The following is a 16,650-nucleotide window of genomic DNA, read 5'->3' as shown; positions in this document are numbered from 1 at the left end:
CATTGGTGGCCGCTTCGCTGGACACGGTGGCCGCTTCGCTGCGCTCCTGAGTCCACCCTACATCCGCCCACTCCCCACTTCCGACTTCCCACTGCCTACTTCTGCAAATCCTGCAGGGTCAGGTCCAGGCACAGGCGGGCTTTGTCGATCAGCTCGTCGATCTCGGTTTTGCTGATCACCAGCGGCGGCGCGATGATCATGGTGTCGCCCACGGCGCGCATGATCAGGCCGTTAGCGAAGCAATGGCCACGGCAGATCATGCCGGCGCCCTTGCCGACATAGCGCTCGCGGCTTTGCTTGTTCTGCACCAGCTCGATAGCGCCGAGCATGCCCACCCCACGCACCTCGCCAACCAGCGGGTGATCGGCCAGTTCGCGCAGGCGTTTTTGCAGATAGGGCGCAGTCTCTTCACGGACTCGCTCGATGATCTTTTCATCGCGCAGGATGCGGATGTTTTCCAGCGCCACCGCCGCCGCCACCGGATGCCCGGAGTAGGTGAAGCCGTGGTTGAAGTCGCCGCCGGTTTTCAGTACATCGAAGACCTTGTCGCTGACAATCAAGCCGCCCATGGGGATATAGCCGGAGGTCAGGCCTTTGGCGATGGTCATCAGGTCCGGCTGGTTGCCGTAGTAGTCGCTGCCGAACCATTCGCCGGTGCGGCCGAAACCGCAGATCACTTCATCGGCGACGAACAAAATGTCGTACTTGGCGAGGATCTCGCGGATCTTCGGCCAGTAGCTGTCGGGTGGAATAATCACCCCGCCGGCGCCCTGAATCGGCTCGGCAATAAACGCGGCGACATTGGCTTCGCCGACTTCGAGGATTTTCGCTTCCAGCTGCTCGGCGGCCCAGATGCCGAAGGCTTCCGGGGTCTTGTCGCCACCTTCACCAAACCAGTACGGCTGCGGAATGTGCACGATGCCCGGCACCACGCCGCCCTGATCGTGCATGCCCTGCATGCCGCCCAGGCTGGAGCCGGCGAAGGTCGAGCCGTGATAGCCGTTGATACGGCTGATGATTACTTTTTTGTCCGGCTGACCTTTAATCGCCCAGTAATGGCGAACCATGCGCAACATGGTGTCGTTGCCTTCCGAACCCGAGCCGGTGAAGAACACATGGTTCATGCCTTCCGGGGTCAGCTCGGCGATGGTCTTGGCCAACTCCAGCACAGGCGGGTGGGCGGTGTTGAAGAAGGTGTTGTAGAAGGGTAATTCTTTCATCTGTTTACTGGCGGCATCGGCCAGCTCATCGCGGCCATAACCGATGGCCACGCACCAAAGCCCGGCCATGCCATCGAGGATTTTCTCGCCTTCGCTGTCCCACAGGTACACGCCATCGGCGCGCACGATGATCCGTGGGCCTTTGTCGCTCAACTGCTGATAATCGGTAAAGGGCGCTAAGTGATGGTCGCGGCTCATGGCCTGCCATTTCAGGGTTTGCGGGTTATTGCTACTGCTGCTCATAGCGCCTCCAAGGTAGTGCGGCGGGCGGGTCTGCCCAAGACGCGTCGCCGGGTCAGCGACGCCATCCCAATCAACTTCTGTCGAGCAAGTGCTTCAGGGCAAAATCGGCATCGGCCGCCTGCTCGTCCAGCTCAAAACGTTTGATCATGTCGTACAGCGCGAGGAAGTCGGCGCTGAAAATATCCGCCATGATCGAGCAGCGCTGCAGTTCATCCAGCGCCTCACTCAGCTGCATCGGCAAGGCGCCACGGGCGGACACGGCCGCGCGGTCACTGACTTCCGGGCCCGGCTGAATCTGTTGCTGCATGCCGATCAAGCCGGCGCCCAACATCAGAGCCAAGCTCAGGTAGGGGTTGGCGTCGCCACCCGGCAAGCGGTGTTCTACGCGGCGGTTGGCCGGGTTCGATTGCGGCACTCGGAAGGCTGCGGTGCGGTTGTCAAAACCCCACTCGACGCTGGCCGGCGAGGCGTCCGGGCGCTGCAGGCGCACATAGGAGTGCGCGTACGGGGCCAGAAACGCCATCGAGGCGCGGGCCGAGGCCTGCCAGCCGCCGATAAAGTGCTTGAGCTGCTCACGGGGCGAGCCGTCGGTGGCGGTAAACGGATTGTTGCCCTCGGCATCGGCCAGGCTGATATGCCAATGCAAGCCAGTGCCGGGCTCTTCCAGGTAGGGCTTGGCCATAAAGGTTGCGTAGCAGCCATGCCGGCGCGCCACTTCACGGGCCAGGCGCTTGAAGCGAAACACCGCATCGGCCTGGGCCAAGGGTTCGCCGGCGCTGAAGTTGACTTCAAACTGACCGAGCGCCGACTCGTGACCGTAGCCGCTGATTGGGATGCCGAGCATTTCGCAGGCCGCCCACAACTCATCAAAAAACGGCGTGAAGGTCGCGGCGCTTTCTGCCGAACCCAAATCATGGGAGCTTTCGATATGCGGCACCTGGCCCGACATGCCGTGCGCCACCTGCAATCCACCGTCTGCCGTGCGCTGCCGATGGACTAAGAAAAACTCCAGCTCCGGGGCTACTTTGGCCCGGTAACCGGCCGCCTGCAAACGGGCCAGCACTTGCTTGAGGATTTGCCGTGGCGAGAGGTCCGCCACTTCAATTTCGTGACTGCCATCGGCGGCGGTAAAGCGCGCTTCAAGGTCACAAATAACGCTGGCCGATGGCACCGCCGCCAGCGGATCACGCGCCAGGGTGCGCCAGTCCGGCTGCATGGCCATGTCCGGGAAAGTCGGTGGAAAGACTTTTTCAAATACCGCCGGCGGCTCACCACCGGTCACGGTCAAGCCGAGAAACAACGAAGGCATTTTTGCCCCCAGGGTTTCGGCAAAGCTGGCCGTGCTCATGACTTTGCCACGGGCCACGCTGGTCAGGTCGGCGAACACCAGTTCAACTCGACGAATGTCATTGGCCGTCAGCCAGGCAAGGGCTTCGCTGGCGCTGGAAAGTTGCGGATGCATGGGGTGAAACCTCAGGGTCATTAAGCAAAAAGTCACCAAGTGGCATTCTTGCAGGATACTCGGGCAGCGGCAGCGGAAAGTTTAGGACGCTTGGGTGTAAAGCTTTGCTGCGGTTAAACAAGTCGGCGGCTGCCCGCCTTGAGCCGCGCGGTGCACGTAAGGCCAGCCAGCATTGAAAATCTCCTTAAACAGAACCCAACCAAAACGGGCAGCCAAGCTGCCCGTGCGCCACCTGCCGGGACTTAGAAGAACGCCTGAATGCCGGTTTGCGCGCGACCCAGAATCAGCGCGTGCACATCATGGGTACCCTCATAGGTATTGACCACTTCGAGGTTGACCAAGTGCCGGGCCACGCCGTATTCGTCGCTGATACCGTTGCCGCCAAGCATGTCGCGAGCCATCCGGGCGATGTCCAAAGACTTGCCGCAGCTGTTGCGCTTCATGATCGAGGTGATTTCCACCGCGGCGGTGCCTTCATCCTTCATCCGCCCCAGACGCAGGCAGCCTTGCAGGGCCAGGGTAATTTCGGTCTGCATGTCGGCCAGCTTCTTCTGGATCAGCTGATTAGCCGCCAGCGGCCGGCCGAATTGTTTACGGTCCAGGCAGTACTGGCGCGCCGTGTGCCAGCAGGCTTCGGCGGCGCCCAGCGCGCCCCAGCTGATGCCATAACGGGCCGAGTTCAGGCAGGTGAACGGGCCTTTCAAGCCGCGCACATCGGGGAAGGCGTTTTCTTCTGGGCAGAACACGTTGTCCATGACGATTTCGCCAGTGATCGAGGCGCGCAGCCCGACCTTGCCGTGAATCACCGGGGCGCTCAGGCCTTGCCAGCCCTTCTCGAGCACGAAGCCGCGAATCTCGCCGGCGTCGTCCTTGGCCCAAACCACGAACACATCGGCGATCGGACTGTTAGTGATCCAGATTTTCGCACCGCTGAGGCGATAGCCACCGTCGACCTTTTTGGCGCGGGTAATCATCGAGCCGGGATCGGAGCCGTGGTCGGGTTCGGTCAAACCGAAGCAGCCGATGAACTCACCGCTGGCCAGTTTTGGCAGGTATTTTTGCTTGGTGGCTTCGTTGCCGAATTCGTTGATCGGCACCATCACCAGGGATGACTGCACGCTCATCATCGAGCGATAGCCGGAGTCGATACGCTCCACTTCACGGGCGATCAGACCGTAGCTGACATAGTTGAGGCCGCTACCGCCGTAGGCTTCCGGGATGGTCGCGCCGAGCAGGCCGGTTTCACCCATCTCGCGGAAAATCGCCGGGTCGGTGTATTCCTTACGGAAGGCTTCCAGCACCCGTGGGGCCAGCTTGTCTTGGGCGAACTGCTGGGCGCTGTTGCGCACCATGCGTTCTTCGTCGCTCAGTTGCTGATCGAGCAACAGTGGGTCTTCCCAGTTGAAGCTTGCCTTGCCGGCCATAATCCAATCCTCAAGAGTTGCGCGGTGATGGCCTGCACGCAGCGAGCGGCAGGCGAAAGTTCGTATGAGTTAAGCCTAGCCAGCCGCGCCTTGTCCGACAACCGAGGAATTCGCACGCCGTTGTGCTAATTTCGCACTTCGAACTGGGTTTTTAGTCCCGATATGCCGGTTTAAAGTGCAGTATCCGCATATAAAGCCCAGCTGCGCCGCAAAATCGTAGGACGGGCGTAGGGTGGACTCAGGAGCGCAGCGAACAGTCCGCCAGCCTCAATGGTGTACTGCCTGCGGCGAGTACACCCTACTCGCTGTAACTTGCACTGTGCCAATACAACCTCAGCAAAGAAGCCCAGCATGCGCCGCAAAATCCCCAGCACCACCGCCTTGATCAGCTTCGAAGCCGCCGCCCGCCATCAGAGTTTTACCAAGGCCGCCGATGAACTGGCCCTGACCCAGAGCGCCATCTGCCGGCAAATCGCCGGGCTGGAGGCCTTTCTCGGTATCGAGTTATTTCGCCGCTCGCGCCGTGGGGTCAAGCTCACCGAGGCCGGCTTGTCGTACAGCCGGCGGGTGGCGGCGCAGCTAGATGCGGTGGAGCGCGACGCCCTGGCGGTGATGGGCCAACCCGGTGCCGGCAGCTTGGAACTGGCGGTGGTACCGACCTTCGGCACCCAGTGGCTGCTGCCCCGCTTGAAACAGTTTCAAACGCTGAACCCGCAAGTGACGGTTAATCTAACCAACCGCACCCGGCCCTTTCTGTTTGCCGACACCGAGCTGGACGCCGCGATTTACTTTGGCGACGCCGACTGGTCGGGCACCGAAGCGTATTTTTTGATGTCGGAAAATTTACTGCCGGTGTGCAGCCCGGCGCTCTTGGACGAACACAAGCAACTGAGCGCCGAGCAGATCGCCAACTTGCCGCTGTTGCAGCAGAGCACCCGTCCCTATGCCTGGCGCCAATGGTTCAATGCCCAGGGTTTGAACGTGCCGCGCGACATGAGCGGGCCGCGTTATGAGCTGTTCTCGATGCTGGCGCAGGCGGCTATGCACGAGATGGGCATCGCCTTGATCCCACCGTTTTTGATCCAGCGCGAACTGGCCGAGGGTCGCCTGGTGATTGCCCATCAATACAGCGTGCAGAGCGACAAGGGCTATTACTTGATGGTGCCGCAGCGCAAGGTCGAGTCGGCCACCTTACAGGCGTTTCGCGATTGGCTACTGGGTGCGGCGGCCGAGTACCGCCAGCAAGCCGGGATAAATCCGCCGAGTTAAGCGGCCAGGCAACCGCAAGCAGATTTGCGCGTTTGTCTGCCAGTGCAGTTAGCAAACCTCAACTAAAGTGCTTTGAGGGATTTAGCGGTGACGGCCGGCGGGCGCCAATCCAACACTGGATTCCTCAGCGGTTTAACTTGCCAACGACAGTGGTGACCATGGGGCGGATCCGGCTCGATAGCGTGACGCGCAAAATGTTGCTGCCGTTGGTGCTGGCCAGCATCGCCATGCTACTGGGGGTGCTGGCCATCCTCCTCAGCGTGCGTGAGCACACAGTCGAGGCGGCCGGCATCGCCACCGCCAAGGCCGTCGCCAGCCAGATAGTCAATCTGCGCCAGTTCTACACCGCCGAGATCGCCACGCGCGCCATTCAGGCCGGGATGCAGTTGGACTCCGAATTCGAGCACCGCCCAGGGACGCTACCCTTGCCGGCCACCCTGGTAAAGGCCTTAGGCAAGAGTATCGAACGCGAATACCCAGGCATGTCGATCCGCCTCTACAGCAATTACCCCTTCCCGAATCGCGTCGCCAGCGAACGCTATGACGCCTTCGAGACTCGCGCCCTGACCGTGCTGATGGCCGCGCCCGAGCAGCCGCAAGCGCTGCTGGAGCGGCGCGATGGCCGCCGCCTGCTGCGCCTGGTGGTGGCCGACCGCATGCAAGCCGGTTGTGTGGCCTGCCATAACGCGCGCAGCGATTCACCCAAGCGCGACTGGCAAGTCGGCGATGTGCGTGGCGCCATCGAAGTCACGGTGCCGGTGGATCGAATCGAGGGCGAAATCGATCGCGGCATCCTCAAGGTCGGTCTCGCCGTGCTGGCCGGAATTCTCGCCCTCGCCGGCGTCGCCACCTTCGCCACCCGCCGCGCCGCCGGTGCCTTGCAGCAGCTCAACCGCGACTTGGAAGACCGCGTCGAGGCGCGCATGGCGGATCTGTCCCAGGCCAATGCCGATCTGCACCAGGCCCTGCACCATATCGAACGCAGCGAACCCCTGGCGGCCCTCGGCGCGCTGATCGCCGGCATGGCCCACGAACTGAATACGCCCATGGGTAATGCGACGCTGGTGCTCAGCACCCTGACCGAACAAGTCGCAGAGCTGAACAGCGCATTGGCCGCCAATCAGTTGCGCAAAACCCAGCTGGAAGGGTTTGCCAGCGCTGCCAGCCAGGCCTGTGCGCTGCTCGAACGCAATCTGCAGCGTGCCAGCGCGCTAGTCGCCGATTTCAAGCAGGTCAGCGCCGATCAAGTCAGCCAGCGCCGGCGCGAATTCAACCTGGCCGAACTGGTCGACGAGACACTGCATACCCTGGCGCCCAGCCATAAACACAGCCCGGTGAGCATCAACACCAGCATCCCCACCGAGATCCGCCTCGACTCCTATCCGGGGCCGCTGGAGCAGGTCATCAGCAACCTAATCAATAACGCCGTGCTGCACGGCATGCATGACGATCAACCGCTGACCATCAGCATTAGCGCGTGCCTAGTAGACACGCAATCGCTGCAATTAACCCTTAGCGACAATGGCCGCGGCATGAGCCCGGAGGTGGCGGCGCAAGCCTTCCAGCCGTTTTTCACCACCCGCCAGGGCACCGGCGGCACGGGGCTGGGCCTGCATCTGGTGCATCAATTGGTCTACGAGGTCCTCGGCGGTAGCCTCACCCTGGATTCCCAGCCGGGCGGCGGCACCCGCTTCGACATTCGCTTACCGCTGCAGGCGCCTGCCGCCAAAGCTTAATCAACTGTTGCCTGGCCAGTGACGGCGGCAGGCAACATCTCGAAGCACTCCGACTGTCCCACCCGCGCACACTTGGCTTTACCCTGAGCGCTGACCTGACATGACTAACCGCCCTCTGGAGTTGCTCTGATGATTACCCGTGGCTTACTCGATCAATTGCTTAAATCCGGCCAACAAGCGCTGCAAGGCAACAACCCGCCTGCGCGCCAAGGCAACGCTGCGCCTTCTACCGGCGGTGGCCTGAGCGACTTACTCGGTGGCGGCGGTCTTGGGAGTTTGCTCAGCGGCGCCGGCGGCGGTGCCCTGGCAGCGGGCGCCATGGGCTTGCTGATGGGCAATAAAACCGCCCGCAACCTGGGTGGCAAAGCCCTGACCTATGGCGGTTTGGCCGCCCTTGGCGTGCTGGCTTATAAAGCCTATGGCAACTGGCAAAGCCAGCAAGGCGGCGCGGCGCAGCCGGAGCCGCAAACCATCGACCGGCTACCGGCGCCGGCCGCCGAACAACACAGCCAAGCCATTCTTAAAGCGCTGGTGGCCGCCGCCAAGGCCGACGGCCATGTCGATGCCCGCGAGCGGCAGTTGATTGAGGGCGAGTTCAGCAAGCTCAGCAGCGATCAAGAGTTGCAGCACTGGCTGAGCGCCGAACTGAATAAACCCCTGGACCCGGTCGAGGTGGCCAGCGCCGCCAGCACCCCGGAAATGGCCGCCGAAATGTACCTGGCCAGCGTGCTGCTGGTCGACCAGGAGCACTTTATGGAACGCGCTTATCTGGACGAACTGGCCCGCCAACTCAAGCTCGATCCCGCGCTCAAGGTGGAACTGGAAGCGCAGGTCAAGCAGGCCGCGGCTCAAGCCTGAGGTTTATCCTGCTCCGCTTGGCCGACGTCAGCTGTGCGCCCGGCGGCCAAGTCCTGCAAGTCCGGCGCAATCGGCAGGCGCTTGAACATACTGATATCGCTGCCGCCGGTATTGCCGACCGGCACCACCCCCACGGCCGAGCCCAGCCCGCCGAGCACAATCCGCAGCAGTTGACCGACCGCCGCCATAACCCGGCGACGGCTGACCTCGACTTTAAACATCAGCCAATGCACCTGCACATGGGACACCACCTCCAGCTGGCCCAGCACATGAGCGCGCTCCAGATGAGTGAAAGCTGCCGCGAGCTTACCCTCGGCGATCAGCCCTTGGGCTTGGCTTATTTCGGCCACGAAGGCCAACTTAGTAACGGGCTGCATAGGCAAAACTCCACGCGCCTCTAAGCGCAAAAGGGGCAGGCACTGTTGATTTTGGCTGAATAAAACAGTGTCTGGCCGCCTTTTTTCCGTAGACGGCTAAATAGCCGCTTGCGGACTGAAGTGGCCCATAAACACCAAGCCGTCGATGGCTTGCATATAGGGCGCAAACCGCGGGTCGCCGGCGGCAAAGGCATTGGCCGCCGCCGTGGCATTTTCGAGGCTGTCCCATTTGGCGATGTCGGCAAAGGTTTGCTCATTTTGTACTGGGCTATAAGCACAAAACTCGAGCAAGCCGGGAAAGCCTTTAAGGGCTTCGCGCAGGCCCGCACGCAACGCCGGCATATCGCCTTGATAGCCCTCTTTGACGGTGAAAATGGCGATTTCCAGGACATGGGAATTTGGCATGTTCAAGCACTCCAATTGCTGATTTAAGAGTGCCCAGCATAAGCGGCGCTACTGACAGCGTAGTGTCAGTAGCCGCCGTCGATTTTTTGCTGCCATTGCTGTGCTTGGTGACGCATATAGGCACCCAAATTAATCTCTGCGCCCAGTGGCTCGGCAGGCTCGATCAGCGCCAAGGTCTGGATGCAATCAATACGAAAGTCCCGATAGCCGCCGCGCAACGTGCACCAACTGCCCAGCGTCCATTTGCCGCCCCAGTAAAATAAACCCAGCGGGTAGATCTGCCGCTGGGTCTGCTGCTGATCCAAACTGAGGTAGCTAAGGCTGACGACCTGCTGCTGCAAAATGGCCTGGTGCAAAGCGTCCCAATGGCGTAACTGCTCGCCGCGCAGCTGGGTACTCAAGGCCCGTACGGGCGCATTGCTGGGGTCGATGCTGCGGGCTGGCAACACCGCGCCGATTTTGCTTAGCAACGACCGTGCAGCCGCCGCTAAACCAGAACCGCTGGAGGTCGAGAGCAGCTCGACGCCGAGCAGCAGGGCGGCAATCTCGCCCTGACTGAGGGTCAGCGGCGGCAACTCGAACCCTTCCTGCAACGAGTAGCCACGACCCGGCTCGCCATAGAGGGCAATGCCGCTCAGGGATAAATCGTCGATATAGCGATAAATCGTCCGCACCGACACACCGATACGCTGCGCCAGTTGCTCAGCCGTGATCGGCTGTTGGGCGCGGAGCAAGTTGACCAATTGAAACAGCCGTTCGGCTTTACGCATAAGCTCGCTCTACTGCAGTGGGCGGTAAGCCGCCGTTAGCCTTACAGAATCGGCGCAAACAGCAGGGCCAGGCGCATCCATAAGCGCGGTAAAAAGCCGACCTGGTTGCCCTCGTCTACGCCGATTTGCCGTGACAGGGCGAAGTCGTCATTCAGCATCTGTTCGACTGCCGTGGCAAAGTCGCGGTCCACCGTCAGCAGCATCACTTCAAAATTCAGCCGCAGCGAGCGGTTATCCAGGTTGGCGCTACCGATGGCGGCTAATTCGTCGTCAATCAGCACCACCTTCTGGTGCAAAAAACCCGGCCCATAGCGGTACACCTGGATGCCTGCGGCCACCGCCTTATAGGCGTACAGGCTGGAGGCGGCATACACCACTTTGTGGTCCGGCCGCGAGGGCAGCAGCAAGCGCACCTCGACCCCGCGCAGCACCGCCAAACGCAGCGCGGCGCCGATGGCTTCGTCGGGGACAAAGTAGGGCGAGGTGATCCAGATCCGCCGCCGGGCGCGATGAATCGCCGCAAGGAACATCAGCTGAGTGGTTTCCTGCCGATCCGCCGGGCCGCCGGCAATCACCTGGCAATGCATGCTGCCACTGTTTTGCTGGGGCTTGAGCTGCAATTCAGGCAGTTGCTGGGCTGCCCAATACCAGTCTTCACTGAAGCACAGTTGCAGATCGACCACCGCCGGCCCGCGCACCTCGATATGGGTGTCGCGCCAGGGCGCCAGCGGCGGCTTGAGGCCGAGGTATTCGACGCCGACATTGTGGCCACCGACAAAACCCACCTCGCCATCCACCACCAGGATTTTGCGGTGGTTACGAAAGTTTAACTGGAAGCGGTTAATCAGCCCGCGCTGGGCCTTGAAGGCCTGGGTCTGCACGCCACCGGCGCGCAACGTCTCGACATAGCTGCTGGGCAGGTCGTGGCTGCCGATGCCATCAAACAACAGGTAGACCCGCACGCCCGCCGCCGCCCGTTCGAGCAGCGTTTGCTGCAGGCTGTGCCCGAGACTGTCGGCGCGGATGATAAAAAACTGCACGATGATTAATTCGCGCGCCGCCCGCATCGAGCGCAGCATTGCGGCAAAACTATCTTCGCCATTAATCAGCAAGCGCACCTGATTACCGCCACGGCAATGCATACCGGTCAGTTGCGCCAGTTCGGGCAAGCCGGCTTCGACGGCATGGCTGTCGCTGGTCAGCGGCCAACCTTGGGCATGGGCGGCGCGCAGCATTTGTTGGTTTTCCTGGCGGCGGGCGGCGATATAGCCTTCGAAGCGACTGCGGCCAAACACCAGGTAGGGCAATAAGGTCAGCTCGGGTAGCAACACCAGCGATAACATCCAGGCGATGGTGCCTTGGGCGGTGCGCACGCTCAGTACCGCATGCAGCGCCGCGGCTATGCCGAGCAGGTGCAACAGGGTGATAACTACGCCAATCAGCCAGGCAAAATCCGCCCACCAGTTCATTGTCAATCACTCCGCAGTCAAACAACCCAGGCAGCATAACCGCTAGAAAGTGGGGAGTGGCAAGTGGCGAGTCGACGCCTCAGTTGGTAGAAAGTAGGGTGGGTTAGGCCGCGCCCGCTCCCGGCGGGCTTGCGGCATTCACCCCATCCATGGGGATTGCGCGAACTACGGCCTGCCAACAACGCAAAAACCGACCGCGCCTTAACCCACCATGGCGCTCGACCGGCAAACCGCATGGTGGGTTACGCGGCGCCTGGCTTGCGCGGTGATGCAAACAACCACCGCCCGCGCCGCTACCACCCTACGAATTACCGCGCACCAGGCATCGCCTAACCGACCCGCACGTTTCAACACATAACGGATACAGAGCCTACTCAGTGGCTGACCGCCAGGCTCAAACGCGCCAGCACCAGGCCATTCTCGCCGCGCTCCAGGCTCACTTCACCGAAGCTGACGCCGCTGCTTTGCAGTTGCTGCAACCAGGGTAACAGGCTGGCAAAGGCGCTCGGCGCCAAATTGACTTGCAGGCCGCCGGCGTCGCTGTCGACCCGCTCGATGCTCAGCCCGGCGGTTTGTGCACTGCTGGTCACCAGCCCTTGCAAGGCTTCGGGATCCACTTGCTGCGACGGCGCGGCGGCCACTTGCCGGGCTTCGTCGGCGTGCGCCAACAGGTACTGGTGCAGCTCACTTTGCTGCGCATACCAATTACGTGAGGCCTGCAATTGCTGCTGCACCGGCTGCCAGATCAGCAGGTAAACCAGCAAGGCGGCGAAGAACCCGCCGAGGCCAAGCAAGGCCAAGCGGTCACGGGCTGGCAGTTGTTGCCAGCGCTGCCACAGCGGCGAACTGCTGATTTGCAACTGCAGGCGCGCGCTCAAACTCTGCACGGCACTCATACGCCACCGCCAATGATCATCCGCGCACTGACACCTTGCGCCTCACGGCTGGCCGAGCCGAGTTGCACCTGCAAGCCGGCTTGTTGCAGGCGCTGGCGCAATTGCTCGAGGCTGGCAAAGTCCGCGGCCTGCAGTTGCAGGGCCAGATCGCCGCGCTCTTGGCTGAAATCCAGTTGCTGCACAGTCAGTTGCGGCGCGTCCCCCAAGGCACTGGTGGCTTGATTGAGCAAGCCAAAGAAGCTGCCTTGAGCGCTGGCGCTCTCGGCATTTAGGTGTTCGGCAAACTGCGCCTTGAGGTTGACGATGCGCGTGTCAGCGGGAAATAACTCCTTGTACAGCGCCTGACTGGCGGCCGCGTAACTATCGCCTTGGCGCTGCAAATACCAGCTCTGGCCCAGATCGAAACCCAGTTGCAGCACCAACCAGAGCCCGGCCAGCGCCGCCACGCTGCGCCACACCCGCCAATTACCCGAGCCTTGTTGCACGGCGAATTCGCCCTGAGCCAGGTTGATCGCCCGGGCTTGCCCAGCCGCCAGCAACGGCCAGGGACACGCCTCCTCAATCAGCTGCGGCGGCTCAATCAGGCCGGCGGCGAGGCTGTCCCAATCGCGGCGACTAAAGGCCAGGCGCAACTCCCCGGCACCACCCAGCAGACCGTGCTCACCGTGCAGCAGCACTTGCGTGCCCTCACGGGGCAGTAAGTCGGCATCCACATAAATCGCCGCGACCTGCAGCTCCTGCGCCGCCAGTTGCGCCAGCCAGCCCTGCAGCAGGCTGCGGCGTACCGCCAGCAGCAGATGCCGGCCATCTTCCAGCGGCTCGCCCAAGGCCAAGTGCAATTGCTCGACCTCATCGGCCAGCAGCTCCTCCACCGCATAGGGCAAGGCTTGGCGCAGCCAGCGGGCCTTGACGGTCGGCAGCTTCACCGCGCAGGCGCTGGCCATCGCCATCGGCAACACCAGTGCCAGGCTGCGGCCGGCCAGCTCGGTGCTGCACTCGGCCCAACTCAACGCGGCGCCCGCGCCATTGGCTGGCTGCCAATACAGCTGGGTGTCGGCGCTCAGCTCAGCGGCGCAGTCGGCGGGTAAAAACAAGCAATCGATCATGCTTATTACTCCTCAAGCCAGCGGGTGCCGGCCTTCCAGTTGCAGGGCACGAGTAAAAACAGGCAATCGATCATGGTCGTTCCTCAAGCTTTTTATCCGTCAACAAGACTCTTGCTGATTGGCCTAAATCCCGTTGCAGCACCAGCACCCGGCCGTCTGCTTCGCGTTGCAAAACACTGATCAACACCCGCTTGCGCTCGCCCAACTGGACTTCGCTGCGGGCCTGAAAAAAGCGGCTGCTCACCGCCAAGTCATTCAGTTGAGCGCCGGCTGCAGCCAAGACGGGCTGCGCGGTAAAATCTGCCAGCGTGCGGTAACCCTCGGCGCCACGGCCCTGGATCAACTCCTGGGCTTGTTGCAGGCTCAAGGTATCGCTCAGGGTGGAGAGTACCAAGGCGCTGGCGGTATTGACGTTCAACTTGATGTCCGCCGGCAGGGCACTGACATAGGGCTGCAAGCGGCGGTAGTCGCGCTCGCTGAGCTCCAACAGCAAGCGCAGCTCGGAGACATCCTGCAGCCGCCGGTTGCCGGTGCGATAGGCCGGTTGCAGCAGCAAATACTGATTGTCCTCGGCACCGGAAGCGCCGCTCGGGTCTTGACCTTCATCCAGCCAGTCGACCAGCCGGTCGGCATACTGCGGGTCGATTTGCAGGCGCTGCAACAGGCGATCGAAGCGTTTTCTTGCTTGCGGAATCACCTTCTGGTTAACCACCAAACTGTTCAGATTAAAGCGCCCGGCCAAGTCTTCGATCTGCAGGCTGATGCGGCCCTCATCGACCTCGAAAGGCGCAAGCTTTCTGGCCCAGGCTTCGCGCAGGTGATCGACCGGCTGGCCCGGATTGCCGCCCGGCTGCTTCAAATCACGGGCCAGCATGGCCTGCGCCAAGGCCTCGCCGCCCAGAGCGTAATGCCAGGCTTGGCGGGCGCTCAGCTGGTTGCTGCTGCTGCGAATACTCAGCTGCTGCCGGGCAATCATCCCGGCCGTGACTACGGTGGCGATGGCCACCACCAACAGCACGGTAATCAGCGCCACGCCACGCTGCGCGTGAACTCTTGGCGCGATCATGGCGTGACCTCCGGGACCGGCGCATTGCCGTCACCATTGGGCTGTTCGGGGTTGCCGCCCTCTGGGGTTTTCGGCTTCGGCTTGGGCATGTCGGGCAACCGCAGCAACCGCGTTAGCAGCCCGTAGCGAGCATGCTCCAGGCGGATTTCCACCGCCCGCGGCAATTGCACCAGGCGGCTTTTCGGGTCGCTGTCAGCCTGTGCCGAGGGCCATTCGGTGAGCCAATTGCCTTGACTGTCGAGGTAGCGCAACTCCAGGCTGCGCACGTCTGTCAGCACTTTTTGTGGCAAAGCTTGGCTGTCGACAGCCTGATCGAGCACCGTCCAATAGCTGCGTTGCAAGGTGCTGCCGACCAACTCCCAGCGCACCCGCTGCCAGGCGGAGCGCGGCGCACCCAGCGGATTGCGCCAGCCCAGGCGACTGAACTCCATGGCCGCCGGTTCGGCGTCACCGACCAGTGCCGGGCGCGGCTCACCGAAGGCATCGCGGATCGGCCGGGGGCCAACCTGGGCCAGGTCTTGTTCGAGCACAGCAAAGGCCCGTTGCAGTTCGCGCAGCTGCAACTCATGGCGGCGGGTGGCCTCATCGCTGGCCAACACGCTGGCCAACATGCGGTAGGTGCCCAAGGCCAGAAAGGCGAAAATCGCGATGGCGATCAGCACTTCCAGCAAGGTGAAACCCGCGCTACGGCTATTGATTGAAGTCGCGCATGGACGCTGACATCGACTCATTGCCGCACCCCGACAAAGCCGGTCAGCGTCACAGTGGAGCGCTCTTTCACCGGCGAGTTGTCCCGCGAGCCCGGTGGCAGCGCCACCCACAGATTAACCCGGCGCATGCCCGGATCACTGGTGGTGACGGTCTCGCTATAGAGCTGCCAGTGGCGCCCGCCGAACTCCAGCTCGCGCTTGTCGTTACCGGTCTCCGGTGGGGTTTCGGCCAGCTGCAATTCGGTCAGGTAATTGTCCGCCACCCAGCCGGCCAGGGCTTTCTCTTCCAGCCGCGCGGCATTTTGCAAACTGCGGGCGCTGGCGGTCAGCAGTACGGCGGCAACACTGGCAAAGATCGCCAGCGCCACCAGCACTTCCAGCAGGGTGAAGCCGCGCTGCTGGAAGTGCTGATGTGTGCGCGCAATGGCGGACTGTTCGCTGCGCTCCTGAGTCCGCCCTACGTCTCGCCGTACGGTTCGTTCTGCGCCAGCGAACAGCAACATAGGTATTATTGGGGCTATGTACCTGTTAACTGTCAAACGCCGCAGACCTCGTAGGAGGGGCTTTAGCCGCGACCAGCGCACAGCCATCGCGGCTAAATCCCCTCCTACAAAAGCTGCAGCCTGCGCAACACATAACGAGTACAGCGCCATCATTTGCGCCCCTGGGCCGCAGTGGCCTGGGGCAGGCTAAAACCGTCGCTGGTTAGCTCGTAGGCTTGCCCGACCGGGCGGCGATCGCTCAATTGCAGACTAAAGGGCGACAGCTCGCCACTGGAAAGCAGCAACAGTTGCGGTTGCAGCTTGGCGTTGGCCGGCATCTCGTCATCTTCATCATCCTTGCTGGCCACTTGCGGCAGCTTTAACGCCGCGCCTTCCAGCTGCAGATCCAGGCGTATCCAGCTGGGCAGGCGATAGTCAGTGGTCTGCGGCGCGGGTGCCCAGAGCCCGCTGACATCGTCATAGGCCAGCACCCGATAGCCATCGTTACGCAGCTGCAGGCCGTATTCGCGGTTATCCAGGGTCGCCTCTTCCAGCAACAAAGCCATCACCGCCGCCAAGCGCTCGGCCTCGCCGCGCAGCTCACGGCCACCGCCGGAACTGCCCATGGAGAACACCGCCAAACTGAGCATGCAACCGATGATGACGATCACCACCAATAGCTCGATCAGGGTGAAGCCGCCACTGCCATGTACCACCCGCTTTGATCTGGACGGTTTTGTAGGAGCGGATTTACGACCCACAGGGATGTGGGAAGTGCCGCAGGCCGTCTGGAACGGCTGCGGCCCCGCGATGGTGCTCGCCCGCGCGCTGCAATCCGAGGCTTGCGTGCAACTGACGGCCATCGCGGACAAGTCCGCTCCTACAAGGTGGTGCATCAGTTATCCCAGTTACCGATGTCGGTGTCGTACTCAGTACCGCCTTCTTTGCCGTCGGCGCCGAAGGAGTAGAGGTCGATCTTGCCTTTACTGCCCGGCGACAGGAACTGATAAGGATTACCCCAGGGATCAACCGGCAACTTCTTCAGGTAGGCGTCTTTGTTCCAGTTTTTCGCCTGGGGGTTGCCGCTGGGTTTCTTCACCAGGGCATCCAGGCCTTGCTGGGTACTGGGATAGGTGCCGTTGTCGAGTTTGTACATA

Annotated in this window: 17 protein-coding genes; 3 read left to right on the top strand and 14 right to left on the bottom strand. The window is 62.1% G+C overall.

The annotated features are described in order from the left end of the window. Positions 1–95: 95 nt before the first annotated feature. From Q8R10_RS19805 to Q8R10_RS19795, 3 genes are all read right to left on the bottom strand, one after another. Positions 96–1,463, bottom strand: a complete 1,368-nt coding sequence (locus tag Q8R10_RS19805) for an aspartate aminotransferase family protein (RefSeq protein ID WP_305655743.1) — start codon at positions 1,461–1,463, stop codon at positions 96–98. 70 nt (positions 1,464–1,533) lie between these two features. Then, complete coding sequence (locus tag Q8R10_RS19800) at positions 1,534–2,925, bottom strand: glutamine synthetase family protein (protein ID WP_305655741.1); 1,392 nt, start codon at positions 2,923–2,925, stop codon at positions 1,534–1,536. 242 nt (positions 2,926–3,167) lie between these two features. Further along, complete coding sequence (locus tag Q8R10_RS19795; RefSeq protein ID WP_305655740.1) at positions 3,168–4,349, bottom strand: acyl-CoA dehydrogenase; 1,182 nt, start codon at positions 4,347–4,349, stop codon at positions 3,168–3,170. 351 nt (positions 4,350–4,700) lie between these two features. On the opposite strand from Q8R10_RS19795, the gene Q8R10_RS19790 reads away from it, so the two are divergent. The 3 genes from Q8R10_RS19790 (at position 4,701) to Q8R10_RS19780 (ending at position 8,212) form a co-directional block, all read left to right on the top strand. Next, a complete protein-coding gene (locus Q8R10_RS19790; RefSeq protein ID WP_305655739.1) occupies positions 4,701–5,618 on the top strand; it encodes a LysR family transcriptional regulator in 918 nt (305 codons plus the stop codon). Between the two features lie 158 nt (positions 5,619–5,776). After that, on the top strand, positions 5,777–7,354 hold the full coding sequence (locus Q8R10_RS19785) for an ATP-binding protein (protein ID WP_305655737.1): 1,578 nt from the start codon (positions 5,777–5,779) through the stop codon (positions 7,352–7,354). Between the two features lie 129 nt (positions 7,355–7,483). Further along, complete coding sequence (locus Q8R10_RS19780; protein ID WP_305655735.1) at positions 7,484–8,212, top strand: tellurite resistance TerB family protein; 729 nt, start codon at positions 7,484–7,486, stop codon at positions 8,210–8,212. On the opposite strand, the gene Q8R10_RS19775 is transcribed toward Q8R10_RS19780, so the two are convergent. From Q8R10_RS19775 to gspG, 11 genes are all read right to left on the bottom strand, one after another. Beyond that, on the bottom strand, positions 8,203–8,589 hold the full coding sequence (locus tag Q8R10_RS19775; protein WP_305655733.1) for a DUF3703 domain-containing protein: 387 nt from the start codon (positions 8,587–8,589) through the stop codon (positions 8,203–8,205). The two genes, Q8R10_RS19780 and Q8R10_RS19775, sit on opposite strands and share 10 nt — an antisense overlap. Before the next feature lie 96 nt (positions 8,590–8,685). Then, positions 8,686–8,994, bottom strand: coding sequence for an antibiotic biosynthesis monooxygenase (locus Q8R10_RS19770; RefSeq protein ID WP_305655731.1), 309 nt, complete (start codon positions 8,992–8,994; stop codon positions 8,686–8,688). A gap of 65 nt (positions 8,995–9,059) precedes the next feature. Next, on the bottom strand, positions 9,060–9,764 hold the full coding sequence (locus Q8R10_RS19765) for a YafY family protein (RefSeq protein WP_305655729.1): 705 nt from the start codon (positions 9,762–9,764) through the stop codon (positions 9,060–9,062). A 41-nt stretch (positions 9,765–9,805) separates the two neighbouring features. Beyond that, a complete protein-coding gene (gene cls / locus Q8R10_RS19760; protein WP_305655727.1) occupies positions 9,806–11,233 on the bottom strand; it encodes a cardiolipin synthase in 1,428 nt (475 codons plus the stop codon). A 374-nt stretch (positions 11,234–11,607) separates the two neighbouring features. Next, positions 11,608–12,129 carry a type II secretion system protein M gene (locus Q8R10_RS19755; RefSeq protein ID WP_305655726.1) on the bottom strand — a complete coding sequence of 174 codons (522 nt, stop codon included), beginning with the start codon at positions 12,127–12,129 and terminating at the stop codon, positions 11,608–11,610. Beyond that, positions 12,126–13,232, bottom strand: coding sequence for a type II secretion system protein GspL (gene gspL / locus Q8R10_RS19750; protein WP_305655899.1), 1,107 nt, complete (start codon positions 13,230–13,232; stop codon positions 12,126–12,128). The genes Q8R10_RS19755 and gspL overlap by 4 nt, the downstream gene beginning before the upstream one ends. 73 nt (positions 13,233–13,305) lie before the next feature. After that, a complete protein-coding gene (gene gspK, locus Q8R10_RS19745) occupies positions 13,306–14,301 on the bottom strand; it encodes a type II secretion system minor pseudopilin GspK (protein WP_305655724.1) in 996 nt (331 codons plus the stop codon). Further along, a complete protein-coding gene (gene gspJ, locus Q8R10_RS19740) occupies positions 14,298–15,032 on the bottom strand; it encodes a type II secretion system minor pseudopilin GspJ (RefSeq protein WP_305655723.1) in 735 nt (244 codons plus the stop codon). Before gspJ ends, gspK begins: the two co-directional genes overlap by 4 nt. Continuing rightward, positions 15,029–15,514: a type II secretion system minor pseudopilin GspI gene (gene gspI / locus Q8R10_RS19735; RefSeq protein ID WP_305655721.1), complete on the bottom strand. Its 486-nt coding sequence runs from the start codon at positions 15,512–15,514 to the stop codon at positions 15,029–15,031. The genes gspJ and gspI overlap by 4 nt, the downstream gene beginning before the upstream one ends. A 149-nt stretch (positions 15,515–15,663) precedes the next feature. After that, on the bottom strand, positions 15,664–16,209 hold the full coding sequence (gspH, locus tag Q8R10_RS19730) for a type II secretion system minor pseudopilin GspH (protein WP_305655719.1): 546 nt from the start codon (positions 16,207–16,209) through the stop codon (positions 15,664–15,666). Positions 16,210–16,388: 179 nt separating this feature from the next. Then, positions 16,389–16,650, bottom strand: a 262-nt coding sequence (gene gspG / locus Q8R10_RS19725; RefSeq protein ID WP_305655718.1) for a type II secretion system major pseudopilin GspG, incomplete at its 5' end; no start/stop codon positions are given.

This window comes from Pseudomonas sp. (assembly GCF_030698175.1).
In the GTDB taxonomy this organism is placed as follows: Bacteria; Pseudomonadota; Gammaproteobacteria; order Pseudomonadales; family Pseudomonadaceae; genus Aquipseudomonas.
The sequence above is the reverse complement of the archived record's forward strand: the minus strand, read 5'-3'. Positions and strand labels throughout refer to the sequence as shown.